This window comes from Roseateles sp. GW821-FHT02E12 (genome assembly GCF_059421665.1).
In genome coordinates, this window is record NZ_JBWKVK010000002.1 from 1534447 (window position 1) to 1555438 (window position 20992).

General features: G+C 67.1%; 11 protein-coding genes. All 11 read left to right on the forward strand.

Going from position 1 to position 20992, the window contains the following annotated elements:
• The first annotated feature begins 36 nt into the window (after positions 1-36).
• Complete coding sequence (locus AC07V5_RS17815) at positions 37-1308, forward strand: peptide MFS transporter (protein ID WP_495117009.1); 1272 nt, start codon at positions 37-39, stop codon at positions 1306-1308.
• Positions 1309-1476: 168 nt separating this feature from the next.
• Positions 1477-3774 carry a TonB-dependent receptor gene (locus tag AC07V5_RS17820; protein WP_495117010.1) on the forward strand — a complete coding sequence of 766 codons (2298 nt, stop codon included), beginning with the start codon at positions 1477-1479 and terminating at the stop codon, positions 3772-3774.
• A 35-nt stretch (positions 3775-3809) separates the two neighbouring features.
• On the forward strand, positions 3810-5735 hold the full coding sequence (locus AC07V5_RS17825) for a serine hydrolase domain-containing protein (protein ID WP_495117011.1): 1926 nt from the start codon (positions 3810-3812) through the stop codon (positions 5733-5735).
• Positions 5736-5743: 8 nt separating this feature from the next.
• Positions 5744-6778 carry a Glu/Leu/Phe/Val family dehydrogenase gene (locus AC07V5_RS17830; RefSeq protein WP_495117012.1) on the forward strand — a complete coding sequence of 345 codons (1035 nt, stop codon included), beginning with the start codon at positions 5744-5746 and terminating at the stop codon, positions 6776-6778.
• Positions 6779-6836: 58 nt separating this feature from the next.
• A complete protein-coding gene (locus AC07V5_RS17835) occupies positions 6837-8102 on the forward strand; it encodes a metal-dependent hydrolase family protein (RefSeq protein ID WP_495117013.1) in 1266 nt (421 codons plus the stop codon).
• A 105-nt stretch (positions 8103-8207) separates the two neighbouring features.
• Positions 8208-9710 carry a serine hydrolase gene (locus tag AC07V5_RS17840; protein ID WP_495117014.1) on the forward strand — a complete coding sequence of 501 codons (1503 nt, stop codon included), beginning with the start codon at positions 8208-8210 and terminating at the stop codon, positions 9708-9710.
• 19 nt (positions 9711-9729) lie between these two features.
• A complete protein-coding gene (locus AC07V5_RS17845) occupies positions 9730-10710 on the forward strand; it encodes a dipeptide epimerase (protein ID WP_495117015.1) in 981 nt (326 codons plus the stop codon).
• Entirely contained in the window at positions 10710-12569 is a 1860-nt protein-coding gene (locus AC07V5_RS17850; RefSeq protein WP_495117016.1) for an OPT/YSL family transporter, read from the forward strand. The genes AC07V5_RS17845 and AC07V5_RS17850 overlap by 1 nt, the downstream gene beginning before the upstream one ends.
• 36 nt (positions 12570-12605) lie before the next feature.
• Complete coding sequence (locus tag AC07V5_RS17855; RefSeq protein WP_495117017.1) at positions 12606-14561, forward strand: serine hydrolase domain-containing protein; 1956 nt, start codon at positions 12606-12608, stop codon at positions 14559-14561.
• 49 nt (positions 14562-14610) lie between these two features.
• A complete protein-coding gene (locus tag AC07V5_RS17860) occupies positions 14611-18147 on the forward strand; it encodes an indolepyruvate ferredoxin oxidoreductase family protein (protein ID WP_495117018.1) in 3537 nt (1178 codons plus the stop codon).
• A 97-nt stretch (positions 18148-18244) separates the two neighbouring features.
• Positions 18245-20926, forward strand: a complete 2682-nt coding sequence (pepN, locus tag AC07V5_RS17865; RefSeq protein ID WP_495117019.1) for an aminopeptidase N — start codon at positions 18245-18247, stop codon at positions 20924-20926.
• Positions 20927-20992: the final 66 nt, after the last annotated feature.

The following is a 20992-nucleotide window of genomic DNA, read 5'->3' on the forward strand; positions in this document are numbered from 1 at the left end:
GCAAGGTCGCCGGCCACAACGACGCAATCGCACTTCGTGCGAGGCGACGACTGGTTCGGTCAGCCCAGGGGGCTGACCTTCCTGTTCCTGACCGAGATGTGGGAGAAGTTCTCCTTCTACGGCATGCGTACGCTGCTCGTGTACTACATGATCAAGCAGCTGCATTTCACCCAGGCCGATGCATCGCTCCTCTACGGTCTGTATGCAGGCGGCGTCTATCTGACGCCCGTCGCCGGCGGGTACATCGGAGACCGCTGGCTGGGTCGACGGCGCGCCGTCATCGGCGGGGGGGTGCTGATGGCGCTGGGGCATTTCATGCTGACCCAGGAATCCTGGTTCCTTGCAGCGCTGGTGATGATCGCCCTCGGCAACGGGCTGTTCCTGCCGAATCTGCCCAGCCAAGTGGCGGGTCTGTATTCCAGCGGCGACCCGCGGCATGGCGGTGCCTACAACGTCTACTACGTGGGCGTGAACGTCGGCGCGCTGTTGGCGCCGCTGGTTTGCGGCACGCTCGGCGAGGTCTACGGCTGGCATTGGGGATTTGGCGCGGCCGGCGTCGGCATGTGCCTGGGGCTGCTCGTGTTCGTGCTCGGCCGGCGCCACCTGCCAGCCGACGCGCCGCTGGGTCGCGGCGTCCGGCCGAAGGACTTCGACGTCGATGCTTCCTTGGCGCCCGCCGCGCCAAAGCTTGCTGCCCTGCTGCTGGTCGGCCTGGCGATGGTCGTCTTCAGGACCGCCTATGAGCAGAGTGGCAACACGCTGGCGGTATGGGCGGACAGGGCGGTTGATCGCCACGTATTCGGCTGGGAGATCCCGGTGACCTGGATGCAGGCGCTCAATCCCCTGCTGGTCTTTGCGCTCACTCCCCTGGTCATCGGCTGGTGGCGGCGCCAGGCACTGCATGGGCGCGAGCCTGCGGCGCTCACGAAGATGGCCCTGGGGGCCGCTGGACTGGCCTTTTCCTACCTCCTGCTGGCGCTCGTCGCCTGGTCGGCTGCGAAAGGGAGCTCGTTGCCTCACTGCGGCTGGTTGCTGCCCTTCTTCCTCATCTACACCGGTGCCGAGCTCTTCATCCTGCCCGTGGGGGTGGGGTTGTTCGCCCGGCTGGCGCCGCGCGGAATGGCCGCCACATTCATCGCGGCCTGGTTCCTGGCTTCGTTCGGCGGCAACCTGCTGGCGGGCTTCGTCGGTGGGGCCTGGGCATCACTCGGGCCGGCCGCGTTCTTTGCACTCATGGCAGGTGTTGGGGCTGTGGCGGCCCTGATGCTGAAGGCGACGGGGCCGCTGTTGCACCGCGTCGATGCCTAGCGTGCCTGCCGCAAACGCTGTCCGTCCCCGGGCGCGAGGAGTGCGGGGGAGGGGGCGCTCGTCTTGCTGGGGCGGGTCATCGATGTAAACCCTGTATTTACTTAATCGGAAAACTTTTTACCATACTAGTAAATCAAGGCAAAACAACCGTACCCGTAGGAGCCCTCCATGCCCCAATTCCAGTGGCACCCCGTTGCCCGCGCAGCCCGCCATGTCTTGCAAGATCTCGCGGTTCCCCGCCGCCTGCGATGGCTGGGCCTCGCCCCCGCGGCAATCTCTATTTCCACGGCCGCCTACGCGCAGGCCCAGCAGCCGGCCGCTGAGCCGGCGCAGGCCGCCGCGGAGGTGAAGGCCGCGCCGGCCGTGACGACGCTGGACATGGTCGTCGTGACCGCCAACCGCCGCCGGGAGCTGAGCCGCGAGGTGCCCATGCCCGTCAGCGCCATTTCCGCGGAGCAACTGCAGAAGTCCGGCGCAAGCTCCCTCATCGACTACCTGGCGACGCAGCCTGGCGTGGAGCTCAAGGGCGGTGGCGGTGCCGGCATGGGCTCGGTGACCATCCGTGGCGTCTCCACCGGCGATGAGCCGACCTCTACCGTCGGCCTGTACATCAACGACGTGGCCTTCGGCTCGAACAGCGCCCAGCTGTACGGCTCGGGCATGGCGCTGGACATGGGGCTGCTGGACCTGAGTCGCGTCGAGGTACTGCGCGGCCCCCAGGGCACCCTGTACGGCGCGGGCGCCGTCGGTGGACTGATCAAGTACGTCACCAACGAACCTGACACGACTGCCCTGGAGGGCACGGTCGGCGTGGGCTACATGACCACGCGCAAGGGCCAGCCGGGCTACACCGTCAATGGCGTCGTGAACGTGCCACTCAAGGAGAACGTGGCGGCGGTGCGTGTGGCCGCCTTCCGCCAGCACGAAGGGGGCTATATCGAGGCCGTGGGCCAGGCGAGCCGTGAAGCCGTGAACCGTGGGGACACCACGGGCGCGCGCGTGGCCCTGCTGCTGGAACCCTCCAAGAAGCTGCATATCCTGCTGAGCGCGACAGGGCAGGAGATTCGGCGCGACGGACTGGACTCCGTCGACTATGACGTGGCCACGGGCCAGCCCGTCAGAGGCCCGCTCGTGCGCCTGCTCAAGGCGCCGGAGCCCTACGTCGTGAAGAACAGCCTGGCATCGGCCGAGATCGAGTACGACCTGGGCTGGGCCAAGTTCAACTCGATCACCGCCGGACAGACCACCCGCTCCAACCGGGCGCAGGACCTGACGGATGCCTACGGCCCTTTCCTGGGCGACCCCACGGTGAAGACCGTGGTGCTGGGCAGCGACGTCGACTACCACCATGTGTCCCAGGAGTTCCGGTTGTCCTCGCTGGGCGACAAGAAGAACACGCTGGACTGGCTGCTGGGTTTCTACTACGCGGACGAGTCGGGCACCTACCACCAGCGGGTCGATTCCACCCTCGAGGCCGGCGCGGGGCCCATGCTTGCAGACGCCACGCTGCCCAGCACGTACAAGGAAAGCTCCTTCTACGGGAACCTGAGCTGGAATGTCAGCGAGAAGCTGAGCCTCACCGGCGGCCTGCGCATCGCGCACAACAGCCAGACCTTTTCTCCGACGGCCGACGGTCCATTGCTGGGCGGTCCCTCGCACCTGGAGGGATCCTCCAGGGAGACCGCCACGACCTATCTGCTCACGGCGCGCTACGCCCTCACGCCGACCAGCAACGTCTACTTCCGCGCCGCGAGCGGCTATCGGCCCGGCGGCCCGAACGCGGTGCTCAACGATCCCGCGACAGGCCAGCCGGTCGCGCCGCCGCAGTTCCAGCATGACGACCTGTGGAGCTACGAGGTCGGCTACAAGGCCGACCTGCTGAACAAGACCCTGTCGACCGAGCTGTCGGTTTACGACATTCACTGGAACCAGATCCAGGCCTACGAGTCGGTCAACGGCGTCAACGTCATCGTCAACAACGGGCGCGCGCGCATCAAGGGGGCCGAGGCATCGCTGCGCTACCGGCCCCTGGAGGACTGGACGGTCACCGGTGCGCTCGCCTACATCGACGCGCACGCGCTGGACGACATTCCGACTCAGGTGGTGTCCGGGTCGCGGCTGCCCAACAGTCCCCGCTTCTCCGCCAACGCCTCGCTGGCCTACAAGTTCCAGCTGGGCGGGTACGCCGGGCATGCGGCTGTGGAGCAGCGCTATGTCGGCAACCGGCAGGCCGGCTTCGAAGGCAGCGCCAGCCTGCCGGGCTACCGGCTGCCCTCCTATGCGGTGACGAACCTGCAGTTCGGGCTTCAGTTCGGCAAGGTGTCCCTGGACGTCTACCTGCGCAACGCCTTCGATCGCCAGGCGCAGAACAGCGCCAGCACGAGCCTGGTGCCGCTTGGCGGCCCGGTGCAGGTCACGCCCATCCGGCCGCGCAGCCTCGGCTTCAACCTCACCACAAGCTTCTGATGCCGGTCGTCAGAGCCCGTGCCAGTGCCGGGCGCGTGAGCCTTCTGTCCCGCAAGGGTTTCCTGATGTCATCTTGGTTGATTCGATTTCTCTCGGTCCTGGTCTTGGCGTCGGCCGTGCCCATGCAGGTGCAGGCCGCCGAACTGACGGCGGCCGACGCCCAGAGCTGGCTCGACGGATTGATGCCCACGGCGATACGCAATGCCCGGGTGCCCGGCGCCGTCGTGGTCCTCGTCAAGGACGGCAAGCCCCTGATCCAGAAGGGCTACGGCCATGCGGACTGGCAGAAGCAGACGCCGGTGGATCCGCAGGCCACGCTCTTTCGGCTGGGATCCATCTCCAAGCTCTTCACCTGGACTGCGGTGATGCAACTGGTGGAGCAGGGCAAGCTCGACCTGGACGCCGATGTCAACCGCTACCTGGACTTCGCGATCCCCGAGCACGACGGGAAGGCGCTGACGCTGCGCCACATCCTGACGCACACGACCGGCTTCGAGGAGACGAACCGCGACCTGGTGACGTTCGACGGCGCAGCCGCGGCCATGGGGCCCTGGCTCAGGAAGCATTTGCCTGCGCGGGTCTTCGCTGCGGGCAGCACGCCGGGCTATTCCAACTACGCCACCACGCTCGCGGGCTACATCGTCGAGCGAGCCAGCGGCCAGCGCTTCAACGATTACATCGACCAGCGCATCTTCTCGCCCCTGGGCATGCAGCACTCGACGCTGCGACAGCCGCTGCCGCCCGCGCTGCAGTCGCAGATGGCCACCGGCTACCGGGAGCGGGATGTCGTCGGCAAGGGCTTCGAGACCGTCAACGTGGCGCCCGCCGGAAGCCTCTCAGCCACGGGCGAGGACATGGGGCGCTTCATGCTGGCCTACCTGCAGGGCGGCCGAGGGGAGCGCGGACAGCTGCTCAAGCCCGAGACGGTGCGCCAGATGCACACGACCGTCACGCGGGCACTGCCCGACCTGAACGGCATGGGACTGGGCTTCTATCAGCAGGACGTCAACGGCCACCGGGTGGTGGCACATGGCGGCGACACCATCTACTTCCACAGTGATCTGGTGCTCTTCGTCGACGACGGCATCGGGCTGTTCATCTCAGTCAACGCCCCGGGCAAGGACAACCAGGGGGGCCTGCTTCGGGAGCGGCTGTTCCAGGAATTCGCCAAGCGCTACCTGCCCAATCCGCAAGGCGGTGCGGCGATGGCGGACCGTGCGACGGCCCTCGAGCATGGTCGTCTGATCGCCGGCAAATATGCGGCGACGCGAGGCTCCTTTACCAACTTCCTGTCCATGCTGTCCGTGCTGAGCCCGACGACCGTCGTGGCCAACGACAACGGAACCATCCAGCTGGAGCTCGGCAGCGAGACCCTCGTCTACGCCGAGACGGCGCAGCCCTTCCTGTGGCAGGAGATGGGCACCACCAACAAGCTGCAGGCCATCGTCAAGGATGGCAAGGTCCTGCGCTGGTCGCTCGAGCCCTATGCATTCGCCTTCGTCTTCGAGCCGCTGCGGGGGCTGTCCGCAGCGGCACCGATGGTCCCCCTGCTGCTCGGCTCGATCGCTGTCGTCCTGGGCACGGCGTTGCTTTGGCCAGTCGCCGCGATTGCCCGCCGCCACTACGGGGTGTCAGTCAAGACGGCGAGCTCATGGCCTTTGCGTGCAGTACGGCTCAGCTGCTTGCTCGCGCTTGTCGCGCTCGGCCTCTGGGCCTGGGTCCTGTACTGGCTCGGCGAGAACTACACCGACATTCCCGCGGGAGTCTTCACGGCCGAGGCGCTGAGCCTTCTGGCGTTTGCCGGCGGTCTTGCAGCGGCACTCTGGCGAGCCTGCGAAGTCCTCAAGTCAGGCCACGGCCGCTGGCCGCGCGCGGTGGCTCTGCTCTGGGTCGCGGCCTTCGCCGTGATCCTGGCTTTTGCCCTGGACTGCCACCTGATCGGCTTCAACCCCAACTATTGAGAGTCCCCATGAGTCTTTTCGAACACCCGGAATTCAACGGGCACGAGCACGTCAGCCACTTCTACGACGAAGCTACGGGCTTGAGGGCCATCATCGCCATCCACAACTCCCGCAAGAGCGTGGCCGGTGGAGGCATCCGATTCTTCCCCTACGCGAACTCGCAGGACGCGTTGTGCGATGTGCTGCGCCTGAGCAAGGGCATGACCTACAAGAGCGCCCTGGCGGGGCTGCCCTTCGGTGGCGGCAAGACGGTCATCATCGGTGACCCCAAGACGCTCAAGAGCGAGGCCCTGCTGGAGGCATTCGGCCGCTGCGTCGAGCGACTGGGAGGCAAGTACATCTGCGCCGAGGACATCGGCATCACGCCAGACGACATGGTCGCGATCAACCGGTCGACGTCTTTTGTCGCAGGCCTGCCGGGCAAGAGCGGTGACACATCGCCGCTGACAGGCTATGGCGTCTATCGGGCCTTGCAGGCGGCCGCGGACTACAAGCTCGGGCGTCCCCTGTCCTCGGTCGCGATCCTGGGCTTCGGCAACGTGGGCAAGAACCTGGCGGCTCATCTGCGCAAGGACGGTGTGAAGCTCTTCGTGGCGGACATCAATGCCGACAACGTCCGCCTGGCCGTCGAGGAATACGGTGCCAGCGAAGTTGGCGTGGGCCAGCTCTTCGCCCTGGAGGTCGACGCCATCGCCCCTTGCTCGATCGGTGCAGTGCTCAACGACGAGACCGTGCCTCGGGTTCGAGCCCCCATCATCTGTGGTGGTGCCAACAACCAACTGGCCGATCTCGACAGACACGGCCGCATGCTGTTCGAAAAGGGCGTGCTGTTCGTTCCGGACTACATCGCCAATGTCGGCGGGTTGATCAGCGGTTCCGCCGATGTGCTGAACCGGGCGCCCGAGCAGACCCGGCAGATGGTCGAAGGCATCTACGACACCTGCATGCGGATCTTCCTCCTGGCCGAACGGTCGGGCTGCTCCCCCTTGCTGGCGGCCGAGCAACTGGCCGCGACGATCCTGAGCAGCGAAGCCTCGCGCTGAGCCGCCCCCCCGCATGACACGCCTCGACGACGCGCCTGCTGAAACAGCTCCGACATCCATGCCACGCCATCAAATGCCCAACCTTCTCAAGCTCGCTGTCGCCCTGTGCACGGCAGCCCTCGCGCAAGCCGCGCTCGCCGGCACCACCGTCATCCACGCAGGCCATCTGATTGCAGAAGCCGGCAAGCCCATCAAGAGCAAACAATCCATCCTCGTGGAGGACGGCAAGGTCGTCGCCATCAAGGACGGATTCGTTGCCGCCGACAAGGTGGTCAACCTGAGGGACTCCTGGGTCATGCCCGGCCTCATCGACATGCACACCCATGTCAGCGGCGAGCTCAACCTCGAGCTTCCGGTAGGGCCCCAGATCGCGCTTGCCTATATGCGTAATCCGGTGCAGCTGGCGCTCGAGACCCTGCCCCGACTGCAAGCCGTGCTGATGAGCGGCTTCACGACCATCCGCAATCTCGGGGATCCGACCGAGACGACCTATGCCTTGCGCGATGCCATCGAGAACGGGATCATCCCGGGCCCCCGGCTGCTCGCGATCGAAGCCCAGATCAGCCTGGACGGCGGGGACTATGACGCGTCCCAATGGGGGGTGCGCTCCGACCTGGAACGCCACGTCACCAACCGCGGCAACTGTTCAGGCGTCGAGAACTGCATCAAGGTCGTCCGCATGGAGGCCAATCGCGGTGCCGACGTGATCAAGCTGCGCCAGTCGAGCACTGCCGTGCGCGTTCCCAATACCGCGATGCTCGAGAGCGAAGGCGAGGTGAGGGCCATCATCGACACCGCGCACAAGCTCGGCCGCAAGGTCGCCGCCCATGTGAACGGCACCCCTGAATACCTGCACATGGTGATCGGCGCTGGCGCGGACACCATCGAGCACGGCCCCCTGGACGACGTGGCCATCGAGATGATGACGAAGCGCGGCACGGCCTTCACGCCGACCCTGCTCGCCGCAAAGCTCATCGACTACCGCTTCCAGGACGCGTCGCAGGGCGCCGCCAAGGCATTCAAGGCTGGCGTGCCCATCGTCTACGGCACGGACCTCGGCATCATGAGCACCAAGCGCAGCCACGAGGAGTTCGCGCTGCTGGTCGCCGCCGGCATTCCACCGGACCAGGTTCTGCGCAGCGCCACCATGAACGCGGCTGCTGCGCTGGGGCGCGCCGACACCCTGGGCTCCATCGCCCCGGGCAAGCTTGCCGACATCATCGCCATGAAGATCGATCCGCTGAGCCACATGGACAAGCTTGGCGACAGCGACGCCGTCAGCTTCGTCATGAAGGCCGGCCAGGTCTTCAAGGGCGGCCAGTAGCCCGCGCGGATCCGGCCAACGGACAAGACCATGACTGCATCTCCTACCCCTCCAATGCTCCGCCTGCTCGCGGGCGGCCTCGCTGCTCTGGCCTGTGCCGCAGCCGTGAGCGCCCCCTCCGGTCCCGCCATCTCTCCCGCAGCCATTGACGACACGGTTGCGCGCGCCATGAAGACCTTCTCGGTCCCCGGGATGGCTGTCGCGGTCGTCAAGGATGGCAAGCCCATCTTCACCAAGGGATACGGCGTGCGTGCACTGGGTGAAGCGGCGCGGCTGGACGTGGACACCGTCTTCCAGATCGGCTCCAACACCAAGGCATTCACGGCCGCCGCCCTCGCCCTGCTGGTGGACGAGGGCAGGCTGCGCTGGGACGACAAGGTCATCGACCACATGCCGCAGTTCCGCATGCACGACCCGTACGTGACGCGCGAGTTCACGGTGCGCGACATGCTGACCCACCGCAGCGGCCTCGGCCTTGGTGCCGGGGACCTGATGTTCTATCCGGCGACCGACTTCACGCGGGCCGAGATCATCCGCGGGCTGCGCCACCTCAAGCCGGTGTCGAGCTTTCGCGCCAAGTACGACTACGACAACCTGATGTACATGGTCGCGGGCGAGCTGATCCCCGCGGTGACTGGGCAGCCCTGGGAGGACTTCATCGAGCAGCGCATCTTCAAGCCGCTGCAGATGGGATCCTGTGCCGCGAGCCATTCGCGCCTGGCCGGCGGAGTCGCCCTGGCGGCGCCTCACACGATGATTGCCGGCAAGCTGGCGCGCATTCCCGTCGAGGACATCCGCGTCGTGGGCGGCGCCGGCACCATCAACTGCAGCATCCGCGACATGGCCATCTGGGTTCAGACCCTGCTGGCCCAGGGGCGCGCTCCGGGAGGCGCGCAGCTGTACTCGGAGGAACGTGCCGAGGAGATGTGGACGGTCAACACCGTCGAGGCCGTCAAGCCGGTGCAGGCCGCACTGCTGCGCACGCATTTCAGCGGCTACGGGTTGGGCTGGGAACTGACGGACGAGTTCGGCTACAAGCGCGTCGCGCACAACGGCTCCGTCCCGGGCAGCTCGACGTGGGTAGCCATGATTCCGGAGCTCAAGCTGGGCGTGCTGGTGTTCACCAACCAGAACGATCCCTACGCGATGGAGGCCGTCGGCAACCAGATCCTGGACTCCTACGTGGGTGCGCCCAAGCGCGATCTCGTCTCGATGCTCGCGGGCATCACGGCGCAGCGCGATGACGAGGCCGCAGCCATCGACGCCGCCGTCGAGAAGACAGTCGCCGGCGCCAGGGCCGCTCTGCCATTGCAGACCTATGCCGGCCGCTACACGGATCCCTGGCGGGGCGATGTCGTGGTCAGGGCCGAAGGCGACAGGCTGGTGCTCAAGTTCAGCCGCACCAGCAAGCTCGAGGGCACGCTCAGGCCCTATGCAGGCAACCTGTTCGTCGTCCGCTGGTCGGATCGCAGCCTCAACGCCGATGCCTTCGTCCGCTTCTCGCAGGGCTTTGATGGCCGCATCGACGGCATCACGATGAAGGCCATCCTCCCGACCACGGATTTCAGCTTCGACTTCCAGGACCTGTCCCTGGTCAAGGTGGATTGAGCGTCACATGAAATGCACCTTGAAAGCTGTCGTCGAGGACTGGCCGATGGCAGAGCCGCTGAAGATTAGCGGCTACACGATGACCCGGGTCCAGGTCGTTGTCGTGACCCTGAGTGGGCACAGCCTGAGCGGACGAGGCGAGGCCAGCGGCATCTACTACTTCGGGGACACGCCCCAGGTCCTGCTGGACCGGATCGCGGCCGTTCGACCGGACATCGAGGCCGGCATCACGCGTGCTGCGCTGCGCGAGCTCATGCCGCCCGGCGGGGCGCGCAATGCGCTGGACTGCGCCCTCTGGGAGCTGGAGGCTCGGCGTACAGGGCAGGCTGCGTGGCAGCTGGCCGGACTGGGTGAGCCTGTCCCGCTGACGACGACGTTCACCGTCGGTGCAGGAACGCCGCAACGCATGGCGCAGGTCGCGACGCAACGCTACCCGGCAGCCAGGGCGCTCAAGCTCAAGCTGCTCGGCGACGGCCAGGACGCCGATCGGGTGCGGGCCGTGCGCGCGGTGCGGCCGGACGTCTGGCTTGGCGTGGACGCCAACCAGGGCTTCGATCCTGAATCATTGGCTGCGCTGCTGCCCGTGCTTGTGTCGGCGCGGGTCGAACTGATCGAGCAGCCATTTCCTGTCGGCAAGGACGACTGGATCGACGCGCTCGCATCGCCCATTGCCCTGGCCGCCGACGAGAGCGCGCAGTCCCTGGTCGATCTGCCGGCCATGGCCGGACGCTACGACGTGGTCAACATCAAGCTCGACAAATGCGGGGGGCTCACGGAGGCCTTGCTGATGGCCGACAAGGCCCGGCAGCTGGGCCTGCGGGTCATGGTCGGCAACATGGGCGGCACGTCGCTGGCGACGGCGCCGGCCCTGTTGGTGGGTCAGTGCTGCGACCTGGTCGATCTCGACGGTCCGATCTTTCTCGAGAACGACCGGCACCCCGGCGTCATCTACGAACAAGGCCAGGTCCGCGGCTCGGGCAGCACATGGGGTGGTCCCTGATGGCTGAAGTTCTCGACACCCTGCCAGAGGCGGCTGGCCTGGGCGCTGCTGCAAGCCCGTCTCCGGCGTCATCGAATGCCGGGCCTCGCTGGAAGTGGCTGCCAGCCATGGGCACGTGGAAGTACCACGTGCTGCTCGTGGTCACCGGCATGCTGGTCCTGGGCCCGCTTTGCGGACTCACGTCGGCCTACATGGTCTTCTCGCTGGGCTTCTTCGTCGGAGGCCAGGTGCTGGCCGGCATCCTGGGATCCGTCGTGACCTTCGGCTATGGCCGCGAGGGCCGGCACGGCGCGAACTACATCCAGACCATCGCGTCCTCGGTGGCGGGCATGAGCGCCATGGGGATCCTGGTGCAGGCGCTCGTGTGGCTCGGGCTGCCGCAGCCGCCCCTCGTGCCGCTGATGCTCTACATGCTGTGCATCGGGATGTTCGGTGCGGGCGTGGGAATGCTCTACACGCCGCTGCTCGTCGACCGGCTGCAGCTGCCCTTTCCAAGCGGCCTGGCCGTTGCCAACATCCTTCGCGCACTCACGGATCCCGTCCTGCTGCGGCGCTCCATCGCCAAGCTTGGTGGGGGCATGGTGCTGGGGGTCGGTGGTGCCGTTGCCGGCGCGGTAGTGCCTGTCGTCGCAGCCCTGGAGCTCTCCGTGTCGACGATTGGTGCAGGCATGATCGTCGGCACGCGCATCGCCGTTCCGGCGCTGGTGGCCAGCCTGATCTTCACGGCGCTGACGCCCCATTTCGTGAACATCGGCTGGCTCCAGCCGGGCGATCCCTACCGGAAGATCGCTTTCCTGCTTGGCGTCGGCGGTCTGCTCGGCGCGGTGTCCTTCGACCTGTCCGCGATGCTGGTGCAGACCGCGCGCCGCTGGCGGGACACAGGCAGCCGGCCTGCGGGGGCGCCAGCCATGCCAGGCGTGATGAGCACCCCGCGCCTGCTCCTGTGGACGAGTTGCTGGGGTGCCGCCGCAGTGGCCGTCGGCGTGGTGCTGCTGCAGCTGCCCGTCAGCTATCTGCTTGTCGCCGTTGCGTTGGTCTTCGTCTTCGGCCTCGTCAATGGCATTGCGGCCGGGATCAGCGACAACAACCCGATATCCGCAGCCTTCGTCATCACCATCATGCTGATGGCGATGCTGGCGTTGCGCGACCCGATGGTGGGCCTCCTCACGGGTTCGGTCGTCTCCATCGCCATCAGCGTGGCCGGGGACATGCAGCAAGACCGCTCGACCGGCTGGCGGCTGGGCTCCAGCCGCGCGCTGCAGTTCCGATACCAGGTCGGCGGCATTGCGCTCGGCGCCGTGGCCGCCATCGGCTTCGCCAGGCTCTTCATGTCGGCCTATCCGGTGCTGGGCGTTGACCAGACCATGCAATCGGCCGGCGAGCAGGCGGCACAGTGGACTTCGGCTGGCACCTACAAGCTCGTCAGCGTGCTGCGCAGCCTGACCGCAGACAGCGCGAACCAGCGAATGGCAATGCAGCTGGGCATCGCCATCGGCTTGGGGCTGCAGGTCTTGCGCGCGCTCCTCAAGTCGGGCAGGCGCTACCGGCAGTTCGTGGCCAGCGGCAAGCGTGGCAGCGCCGCGGACTGGCTCGTGGACACGCTGCTGCTTCCCTCGCCCTATGCGCTTGGATTCGGTGGGTTCATCAACTTGTCGACGGCTGCCTACTTTGCCGCTGGCGGCACGATCGCCTCGCTGACGGAATACGTGGGGGCATCCCGAGGGAAGCCGTCGGCTGCGGAGCGCGAGTCGGCGGAGATGAGCACCCCCTCCCTGATAGGAGGCGGCCTGATCGCCGGCGAGGCGATCGCCGCCCTTGCGCTTGGCATCTTCGGCTTGATAGCGATCGCCATAGGCTGAACTTCACCCGCTCATCCGCTTCGAGAGGTTGCTAAATTGAGAGAACTCGTCCTGTGGCTGCTGCTGGTCACCGCCATGGCGCTGTCCGTGGCGGTATCGGCCGCACCGGTCAATGCCGCGCCGCTCGTCGCCGCAGCGCCGCTCGTCCGTGGGGATCTGGAGCCCTGGCTTGATGGCTTCGTGCCTGTCGCGCTGCAGCGCGGCGACGTGGCGGGTGCCGTGGTCGTGGTGGTCCGGGATGGCAACGTGCTGCTGCAAAAGGGCTATGGCCTTGCCGACGTGGCGTCAGGCCGTGTCATGGACCCGCAAGCCACCCTGATACGCCCGGGATCGGTCTCCAAGCTGTTCACCTGGACCGCTGTCATGCAACTGGTCGAGCGGGGCCGCATCGATCTCGACCGCGACGTCAACGGCTATCTGGATTTCACGATCCCGCCGTATGAAGGCCGGCCGGTCACGATGCGCAACCTGATGACGCACACGGCCGGGTTCCACGAGGCGTTCAAGGATCTGCTGGTGACGGACCCCGCCCGGGCGACGTCGCTGGACGACTACATCCATCGACATCTCCCGGATCGGATCTATCCCCCGGGCGAGGTCCCGGCGTATTCGAACTACGGCGCGGCGCTGGCGGGCTATATCGTCCAGCGGGTCTCGGGCATGCCTTTCGAGGCGTATGCGCTGCAGCAGGTGTTCGCGCCGCTGGGCATGCGCAACACCACCTTCGCCTTCCCGCTTGCGGCAGCATGGAGCGCGCAGCTCTCGAACGGCTATGACCTGGCTTCTGCGCCGCCGCGTCCCTACGAGATATTCCCGGCTCCGGCGGGCAGCGCCGTCACGACGGGCGCCGACGTCGCACGCTTCATGATCGCGCACCTGCAGCAGGGAGAGATCGACGGCCAGCGGGTACTGCAACCCGCCACGGCGCGCCAGATGCAGGACAGCCCGCTCACGGTCATCAACGCGCAGCTCAACCGCATGCGGCTCGGATTCTTCGAATTCGGTCGCAATGGCCGCCAGATCATCGGCCACGACGGCGAGACGAGGCTCTTTCACAGCGCCCTGCAGCTCTACCCCGATGAGCGTGTCGGACTGTTCGTGTCCTTCAACAGCAATGGCCGGGACGATGCGGCGCGTGACATCCGCAGTGCGCTCACGGCCGCATTCGCCGATCGCTACTTCCCGCCGACGGCCGCGCGACTTCGGGTGGCAGCAGGCGGCGCCCGGGCCCGGGCCGAAGCGCTCGCAGGCCACTACGAGAGCACCTCGCCTCGCGAGGAGCGTGGTCCGCTGTCGCTGTTCGCGCTGGCGATGCAGACGGAGGTCGCGGTGGACGACGAAGGCCGCGTGACGGCCTCCGGCATCGTCGGCCTGGACGGCAGGCCTCGGCGCTTCGAGGAGGTGTCTCCCTGGGTGTGGAAGGAGGTTGGCGGCGAGCACCGGCTGGCTGCCAAGGCGCACGAGGGGCGTGTCCTGATGTGGGGAGAGGACACCGAGTCGCCTGCCTCTGTCTTCCTGCGCGTGCCGGCCTGGCGTGATGCCGCGTGGCTCGTGCCTGCCCTGGCGGCGTCGCTCGCGGTGCTGCTGTCGACCGCGGTGCTCTGGCCCGTCAGCGCGCTGGTGCGCCGCCACCACGGCAGGCCGGTGCCGCTGGCCGGGCACGCTGCGCGCGTTTTGCGATGGGCTCGCTTGGCGGCGGCGGCGGGGAGCCTGCTGATGCTCGCCTGGCTGATGACGATTGCCTGGATGGTGGTGGGTTTCAACTTCAGCTCGGCATCGGACCCGTGGCTTCAGGCGCTCCACCTGCTCAGCATCGCCGTGTTCCCGCTCGCGGCTGTCGCGACCTGCTGGAACGCCTGGGCGACGAGCCGCAGCGCAGCCGCCCGCAGCCTGGCTGCCCGGATCTGGAGTGTCGCGAGTGCCGCCGCCAGTCTTGTGTTGCTGTGGGTCGCGGTCGTGTTCCACCTGATCGGCTTCAGCGTCGCGTACTGAGCGTCGCGCGCTGAGGCTGTGCCCAGGGAACCTGCGCCCCGATGGACGAATGGAACAAGTGATGTCTGAACTCAAGAAGCCGGAAACGACACTGGAAGACAAGTACGCCGCCGCCGAAGGCTGGCTCTACATGACGGGGACCCAGGCGCTGGTGCGCCTGCCGCTGCAGCAGCGGCTGCGCGACGCAGCGGCGGGCTGGAACACGGGCGGATATGTATCGGGCTACCGGGGCTCGCCGATGGGCCGGTACGACATGGAACTGTGGGCCGCGCAGAAGGCGCTTGAAGCTGCCAACATCGTCTTCCGCGCAGGGCTGAACGAGGATCTGGCCGCCACGGCCATCTGGGGCGCCCAATACGTGGGCACGTTCCCCGGCGCAAAGGTCGACGGCGTGTTCGGGATCTGGTACGGCAAGGGCCCAGGTGTGGATCGTTCGGGCGACGTGCTGCGGCACGCCAACCTGGCCGGCACCTCCCCCAGGGGGGGCGTGCTGTGCCTTGCCGGAGACGACCACGGCGCCAAGAGTTCGACCGTGGCGAACTTTTCCGACGGCATCTTCATGGCCGTAGGTATGCCGCTGCTCTATCCGTCGAACACGCAGGAGCTTCTGGACTACGGCCTGCACGGCATCGCCATGAGCCGGTTCTCGGGCTGCTGGGTGGGCATGAAGGTGGTCACCGACGTCGTGGAGGGCGGGGGCTCGGTGCACGTTGCGCCCGACGCACCGCTGATCTCGCTGCCCGAGGCCCCGAGTCGACCACAGGATCCCTTCGGCCAGGGCTATCACGCCCGGGGCTTCGACATGCCGCTGGTGCAGGAGGACCGGCTCTACAACCACAAGCATGCCGCCGTGCTGGCCTACGCACGCGTGAACGGCCTGAACCGCATCACTGGCGCCGCCGTTGGCGCGCGCATCGGCATCGTGTCGGCAGGCAAGTCCTGGCAGGATGTCCAGCAGGCTCTGGGAACGCTCGGGGTCGATGCCTCGCGGCTGGCCGAGCTCGGCGTGCGGCTACTCAAGATCGGCCTGGTCTGGCCATTGGAGCCCGGCATCGTGCGCGAGTTCGCGCGAGGCCTGTCGACCATCGTTGTCGTCGAGGAAAAACGCCCGGTGCTCGAGGACCAGCTGCGCGCGGTGCTCTATGGCCAGCCCGATCAACCGCAGTTGATCGGCAAGCATGTGGGCGGTGGTGTCTTCGATCCCGAGCGAGGTGCCGCGGCCTTCCCCAACGCGGCAGAACTCTCGCCAGTCCTGATCGCCAAGGTGCTGGCGGACGTCCTGCGGCAATCCCATCCGCAGCTCGATGTCTGCCCCGTTGCTGCGCCGGTCCTGAAGCCCGGCCAGCCGGCGGGGCCGATGCGGTTGCCGAGCTTTTGCTCCGGCTGCCCGCATGGCCGCTCGACCCAGGTGCCCGAGGGCAGCCGCGCGCTGGCGGGCATCGGCTGCCACACCATGGCCATGCTGATCAACCCCAGGCAGACCACCACCGTCTCCCACATGGGGGCCGAAGGCGTGATGTGGCTGGGGCAGCAGCCCTTCACCGAGGAAAAGCACGTCTTCGCCAACCTCGGCGACGGCACCTACGCCCACTCGGGTTTCCTGGCCGTGCGCCAGGCCGTCGCCGCCAAGGTTCCGATCACCTACAAGCTGCTCTACAACGGCTTCGTCTCGATGACGGGTGGCCAGGCGGTCGAGACCGGGCAGTCGCCGGCCCAGATCCTTGCAGGCCTCGCGGCCGAGGGCGTGCGCAAGATGGCCGTTGTCACGGACGAGCCCGAGCGCTATGCCCAGGTCGCGCTTCCTCCCGGCGTGCCGGTCCATCACCGCACCCAACTGGATACCATCCAGAAGGAGTTCCGCGAATACCCCGACGTGTCGGTGATCCTGTACGACCAGGCCTGCGCCACCGAGCGGCGCCGGCTGCGCAAGCGCGGCAAATGGAGCGATCCCGACAAGCGGGTCTTCATCAATCCCGCCGTCTGCGAGGGCTGCGGCGACTGCGGCAAGGTGTCGAGCTGCATGTCCATCGAGCCGCTGGAAACCGAGCTGGGGCGCAAGCGCCGCATCAACCAGTCCAGCTGCAACAAGGACTATTCCTGCGTGGAAGGCTTCTGCCCGAGTTTCGTCACGCTGCATGGCGCAAAGCCCAGGAAGTCCGGGGCGCCCGCCCGCGCGGCTGCGCCCGGGCCGCAGTGGAGCCGGGAGCTGCCCGAACCCGCCGTCCCACCCTTGACCCGCCGCCACGCCGTCCTGATTGCCGGGATCGGCGGCACCGGCGTGGTCACCATCGGCCAGACGCTGGCGGTCGCGGCCCATCTCCAGGGCCTGTACAGCTCCAATCTGGACGTCACCGGGCTGGCGCAGAAGTACGGCGCCGTGCACTCCCACGTGCACATTGCGCCGCGGCCCGAGATGCTGCACGCCACGCGGATCGCACCGCAGTCGGCCGATGCGCTGATCGGCTGCGACCTGGTGGTGGCCTCGGGCGATGAATCGCTGTCGCGGCTGCTGGCGGGCACGAGCCGCGCCGTGGTGAGCAGCGATCTGGTCCCGACCGCCGAGTTCGCACGCAACCCGGATTCGCAGCAGGACGGGGAGGGCATGTGCGCACGTCTGCGCGCCGCGCTGGGCGACGGACTTGCCACGCTGGATGCGCAGCGCCTGGCTATGGCACTGATGGGCGACCCCATTGCGGCGAACATGTTCATGCTGGGCGCCGCATGGCAGCTCGGGCTCGTGCCGGTCGCTCTGGCCGCCATCGAGCGGGCCATCGAGCTCAACGGCGTCGCCATCGCCATGAACAAGGAAGCGCTGCTGTGGGGGCGCCGCGCCGCGCACGATCTTCCGGCCGTCGAATCCTTTGCGGCGGCCAGGATGCCGGCACAGGTGATCTCCGTTCGGCTGCGCCAGCATCGCACCGTGGGCGAGATCGTGGAGCATCGGCGTGCCCACCTGCTGGCCCACACTGGCGCGGCGCTCGCTGCGCGCTACGGTGCACTCGTGGACCGCGTGGCCAAGGCGGAGGCAGCGCTAGGCAACGGCGACGGCCTCACGCGTGCCGTGGCGCACAACTACCACCGGTTGCTTGCCGTGAAGGACGAATGGGAGGTGGCGCGCCTGTACAGCGCGCCCGAGTTCAAGGCAGCCATCGAACAGGAATTCGAAGGCGACTTCCGATTGAGCTTCCACGTGGGTGCCTGGCCTTTCGCGAAGACGGATCCGGGCAGCCAAAAGGTCATGAAGGCCGAACTCGGGCCCTGGCTGCTGATTGCATTCAGATGGATGGCCCGGCTCAAGGGGCTCAGAGGCACATGGCTGGATCCGTTTCGCAACAACACGGAGCGTGCGCTTGATCGCCAGCTGCTCGCCCAATACGAAGGCGACATCGAGCTGCTGCTGCAGGCGCTTGCTGCGCACACGCAGCTCCCGGCCATCAAGCTGGCAAGCCTGCCGACCCAGATCCGCGGCTATGGCCATGTGAAGGCCGCACAGGCTGCGTCTGTCGCCGGCGCCCGGGAAAAGCTCCTCGCCGAACTGAGCGCCGGTTCGATGCCTGTCCCGGGCACCCACTCCACCATGGCCTGAGCATTGCGCCGCCGGCAGGCCAGGCCCCGTCTTGCCTGCCTCACCGGCCCGAAGCGGCGCCATGCGCTACCCATCGACCTGCATCCAAGGACTATCCATGAGCCAGGGCACAGCCCCTTCCCTTGTCTACCGCGCCGACTACCAGCAGCCACCCTATTGGATTCGCACGGTCGACCTCAGCTTCGACCTCGATCCCGTCGAGACGCTGGTCACCAGCAAGATGCGGATCGAGCGCAACCGAGCCGTTGCGCATGGCCCGCTGCGCCTCCATGGCGAGGACCTGAACCTGCTGCGCGTGCTCATCGACGGCGCCGGCGCCGCGTTCCGGCTGGAGGAGGGCAGGTTGGTCATCGACAGTGCACCGGACGCGGACTTCACACTCGAGATCCGCAACACCTGCGCACCCGAGAGGAACACCACCCTTTCGGGCCTGTACACCTCGGGGGGGAGCTTCTTCACCCAGTGCGAGGCCGAGGGCTTTCGGCGCATCACCTACTTCCTGGATCGGCCCGACGTGATGGCCATCTACACGGTCACCTTGCGCGCAGACAGGGCCAGGTACCCCGTGCTGCTGTCCAACGGCAATCTCAAGGACAGCGGCGATGTCGACGCGGACCGTCACTTCTCGGTCTGGCACGACCCCTTCCCCAAGCCCAGCTACCTGTTCGCCCTGGTGGCCGGGGATCTGGTCAAGCGGGAGCAGAAGGTGCACAGCGGCGCCGGCAAGGAGCACCTGCTGCAGCTCTTCGTCCGCCGCGGCGACCTGGCCAAGACCGAGCACGCGATGAACAGCCTCGTCGCCTCCATCGAATGGGACGAGAAGCGCTTCGGCCTGCCGCTGGACCTGGAGCGCTTCATGGTGGTCGCCGTATCCGACTTCAACAGCGGCGCCATGGAGAACAAGGGTCTGAACATCTTCAACACGGCTGCGCTGCTTGCCTCGCGGGCCACGGCCACGGATGAGGACTTCGCCCGCGTCGAGTACACGGTGGCTCACGAGTATTTCCACAACTGGACCGGCAACCGCGTGACCTGCCGAGACTGGTTCCAGCTCTCGCTCAAGGAAGGCCTGACGGTTTTTCGCCACCAGGAATTCGCCATGGACCGCGTCGGAACGCCGAGTGCCCGTGCGGTCTGCCGCATCCAGGACGTGCGCCTGCTGCGCAGCCTGCAGTTTCCCGAGGACAGTGGCTCCATGGCCCATCCGGTGCGGCCGGACAGCTACAGCGAGATCAGCAACTTCTACACGCCCACGGTCTACATCAAGGGTGCCGAGCTGGTGCGCATGATCCAGGTCCTGGTCGGGCGCGCCGGCTTCGAGAAGGGCCTCAAGCTCTATTTCGAGCGCCATGACGGCCAGGCGGTTACCTGCGACGACTTTGCCCAGGCGATGGCCGATGCCAATCCCGGTTCGGCACTGGGCACCCGGCTGGAGAGCTTCAAGCGCTGGTACTCGCAAGCCGGAACGCCACGATTGACCGCGCGGGGTGTGCATGACCCCGTCGCTCGCAGCTATACGCTGAGCCTGTCGCAGCACATCCCGGCCACCCATGGACAGGAAGCCAAACTGCCGCTGGTGGTTCCGGTGGCGCTGGGCCTGCTCGACGAGCGGGGTCGGACGCTCCCGCTGCGTCTGCGAGGCGAGTCCGAGGTCGTTGGCGTCGAGCGCGTGCTGGTGCTGGAACGGGCGGAGCAGGTCTTCGTGTTCGAGGACATCGGCAGCCCTCCGGTCCCTTCGCTGCTGCGCGGCTTCTCCGCTCCGGTGGAACTGGACGACGATCTCTCGGACGAGAACCTGCTGGTGCTGCTGCGGCACGACAGCGACGCCTTCAACCGCTGGGACGCCGGCCAGCGCCTGGCACTCAGGCGCATCCTCCGGGCGGCGCGCGCGGGGCAGGCCGTGGAGCTCGATGACGGCTTCGTCGACGCCATGCGGGCCGTTCTCGAACACGGCGAGCTGGATCCTGCATTCAAGGCGCTCGCACTCAGCCTGCCGGACGAGGGCTATATCGCCGAGCAGTTGGATGTCGTGGATCCGCAGGCCATACACGCAGCGACCGTGGCTATGCGGACTCAGCTCGCCAGCAGACTGCATGGCGGCTGGGTCGGCGCCTTCGAGTCGAATCTCCTTGAAGGTGGATACACGCCCGATGCCGTGTCGTCAGGCAAGCGCGCGCTGTGCAATCTGGCTCTGGCCATGCTTGTGCTGGACGCCCAGTCCGACACCGACTCCGTCTGGCCCATCAAGGCCTACGAACGCTTCAGGGATGCAACCAACATGACCGATCGCCTGGGTGCCCTGACGGCCCTGGTGAACGCTCAGGCGCAGCTTGCCGAACTGGCACTGGCGCGTTTTCATGCCATCTTCAAGGACGACGCGCTGGTAGTGGACAAATGGTTCGCCGTACAGGCCGGCGCAACCGAATCCGGCGGCCTCGTGTTTGCCCGAGCCAAGCGGCTGCTGCAGCATGCAGACTTCAGCATCGCCAACCCCAATCGCGCCCGGAGCGTGCTGGGCAGCCTGTGCATGTCGAACCCGGCAGCGTTCCACCAGGCCGATGGGGCCGGCTATGCGCTCTGGGCCGATCAGGTGTTGGCCATCGATGCCGGCAATCCGCAGCTGGCTGGACGCCTTGCCCGCGCTATGGACCACTGGGCTCAGCTTGCCGAGCCCTACCGCAGCGCAGCCCGCGAGGCCGTCGTGCGGGTCGCTGCCCAACCAGGTCTCTCCGGCGGCGTGCGGGAGATCGTCGCGCGCGCGCTGGCTTGCGGTGCCTAGGCAGCGTGGGCAGTGCGCACCGTTGCTGCCCTTGATGTGTGCGACCTGGACGAGCGGCAGGGGCTC

Excerpts from the sequence above, each read along its gene's own strand:
- AC07V5_RS17820 (WP_495117010.1), top strand. The coding sequence starts at position 1,477 with ATGCCCCAATTCCAGTGGCACCCCGTTGCCCGCGCAGCCCGCCATGTC.
- AC07V5_RS17830 (WP_495117012.1), top strand. The coding sequence starts at position 5,744 with ATGAGTCTTTTCGAACACCCGGAATTCAACGGGCACGAGCACGTCAGC.
- AC07V5_RS17835 (WP_495117013.1), top strand. The coding sequence starts at position 6,837 with ATGCCACGCCATCAAATGCCCAACCTTCTCAAGCTCGCTGTCGCCCTG.
- AC07V5_RS17850 (WP_495117016.1), top strand. The coding sequence starts at position 10,710 with ATGGCTGAAGTTCTCGACACCCTGCCAGAGGCGGCTGGCCTGGGCGCT.
- AC07V5_RS17860 (WP_495117018.1), top strand. The coding sequence starts at position 14,611 with ATGGAACAAGTGATGTCTGAACTCAAGAAGCCGGAAACGACACTGGAA.
- pepN (WP_495117019.1), top strand. The coding sequence starts at position 18,245 with ATGAGCCAGGGCACAGCCCCTTCCCTTGTCTACCGCGCCGACTACCAG.